Annotated in this window: 2 protein-coding genes; both read left to right on the forward strand. The window is 34.7% G+C overall.

Features of this window, described 5'->3' with window-relative positions; genetic code table 11:
- Window positions 1-1,680: ABC transporter ATP-binding protein (locus AC1DTM_RS23170; RefSeq protein ID WP_477000985.1), on the forward strand; the 1,680-nt coding region annotated here is incomplete at its 5' end.
- Window positions 1,673-2,384, forward strand: a 712-nt coding sequence (locus AC1DTM_RS23175; protein WP_477000986.1) for an ABC transporter permease, incomplete at its 3' end; no start/stop codon positions are given. The genes AC1DTM_RS23170 and AC1DTM_RS23175, both read left to right, overlap by 8 nt.

A 2,384-nucleotide genomic window follows, 5' to 3' on the forward strand; every position in this document is an offset into this window, starting at 1 on the left:
GTACTTGAGGTTGCGATGGACTTAATTCAACCGACAATAATGCAACATATTATTGATGTTGGAATTGCAAACCGGGATTTGAATTATGTAATAAAAATGGGACTTCTTATGATAGGGGCAGCAGCAATCGGTTTAGTTGGAGGACTTGGTTGTATGATGTATTCTACAAAAGCTGCTGTTAATTTCGCTACAGACATACGAAAAGATGTGTTTGCTAAAATAGAAACATTTTCCAACAAAAATCGTGATTCATTTGGAACAGGTAAATTATTAACAATCGTGACAAATGATATTACATCTATTCAAGCGGCAATGACGATGACGTTACGTGTACTTGTCCGTGGACCGTTATTATTTATTGGAAGTATCATTATAGTCTTTGTAACAGCGAGAGAACTATTTCCAATTTTACTTGTTGTGGTACCCGTTTTATTAGTTGCAATTGTATGGATTGCAGGTCAAGCGAGCGGTTCATTTAAACGAGTACAAGAAGCATTAGATAAAGTAAATACAAAGCTACAAGAAAATTTATCCGGTGTACGTGTTATAAAAGCATATGTAAGACAAAAATATGAAATCTCACAGTTTGAGAAAGTTAATATAAGTTTAACTGAAATAAATATTCGTGCTATACAAATTATTTCATTGATGATGCCAATTATTATGCTAGTTGTAAATGGCGGGATTGTAGCAACTTTATGGATGGGTGGCGAGAAAGTTTTTAACGGTACACTCCAAGTAGGGGCCATTTTAGCTTTTATTAACTATTTAAATATCATTTTAATGTCACTTATGTCTATTAGTATAGTATTTATTCAAATTGCCCGTGCTTTTCCATCAGCTGATCGTGTACAACAAGTCTTACATACTGAAGTTGATATTACAACTGAAGGCGACGTATATGAACCAAAACAAGTGGATGGTAATATAGAGTTTAAAAATGTTAGCTATAGTTATACGAAAAATGATGAATATGTTTTAAAAGATATTTCATTTACCGTACGTAAAGGTGAAAAAATAGGGATTATTGGATCGACCGGAAGTGGTAAATCTACATTGGCGAAACTATTGCCACGACTTTACGATGTTGATCAAGGTGAAATATGTATAGATGATTTTAATGTGAAGGCATACGATTTGCAAAAACTTCGTGCCTCCATTGGCTTCGTTCCACAAAAGGCACTCCTTTTTTCAGGCAGTATAGAAGAGAATTTACGTTATGGCAAAGAAGATGCAACTTATGATGAATTGGAATTAGCATCTTCATCTGCTTGTGCGAATGAGTTTATCAATAAGCTGGAAGACTCTTATCAATATAACTTAACACAAGGTGCAACTAATCTATCTGGCGGGCAAAAACAACGTATATCTATTGCAAGAGCCCTAGTGAGAAAGCCATCTATTCTTGTATTAGACGATTCTACATCGGCAGTTGATGCGAAGTCAGAAGCTGTAATACAGGAAGCGTTAAGGACAAGATATAGTGGCACAACGACATTTTTAATTGCATCAAAAATATCTTCTATTATAGATGCTGATAAAATCCTCGTTTTGAATAACGGTGAATTAGTTGGAAATGGTACGCATGAGGCTTTATTGGCAACTTGTGAAGTGTATCAGGAAATTTATCTTTCCCAAGGTGGTAGCCTGCAGCAAGAAGGAGGGGAAGAGCATGCGTAATTTTCAAGGACAATTTGGAAATAAAGGTGGACGTAACAATCCGAAAACGGGAAAAACAAAGAATACTAAAGGAACTATAATGCGAGTATGGAACTACATGGGGTATCAAAAAGCATCTCTTATGTTCGTTATTATTCTTGTATTTATCACGACATTACTAGGTTTACTTGGGCCATATTATATGGGGGTCATCATTGATGAATACATTGTACCGAAGGATTTAAGCGGGACAGCGAGAATGTGCATGCTGCTCATTGCAATATATGGGATAACCGTATTGTTAACATGGTTACAAACATTTGTAATGATTAATGTTGCATTAAAGACTATACAAAAAATAAGACAAGATATTTTTGAGAAAATCCAAACACTTTCTCTACGATTCTTTGATGTACGTTCTCAAGGTGATTTAATGAGCCGTGTGACAAATGATATTGATAACTTAAATCAAGCTTTGACACAAAGTGTTGTACAAATTATTTCATCAGCGTTAACATTTATAGGTGTAACAATTGCGATGTTTTCATTAGATTGGATTTTAGCAATTGTAACTTTAATTACAGTACCTATTATGTTTTTCGTTACAAAAAAACTAGTTGCTTATAGTGGCCAAAACTTTGCGAAGCGTCAAAAGGATTTAGGGGAATTAAATGGATTTATCGAGGAAGCTATTACAGGTGCAGACGTAACTACGTTATACAGTT

It is taken from the genome of Bacillus sp. P4_D3, assembly GCF_056401855.1.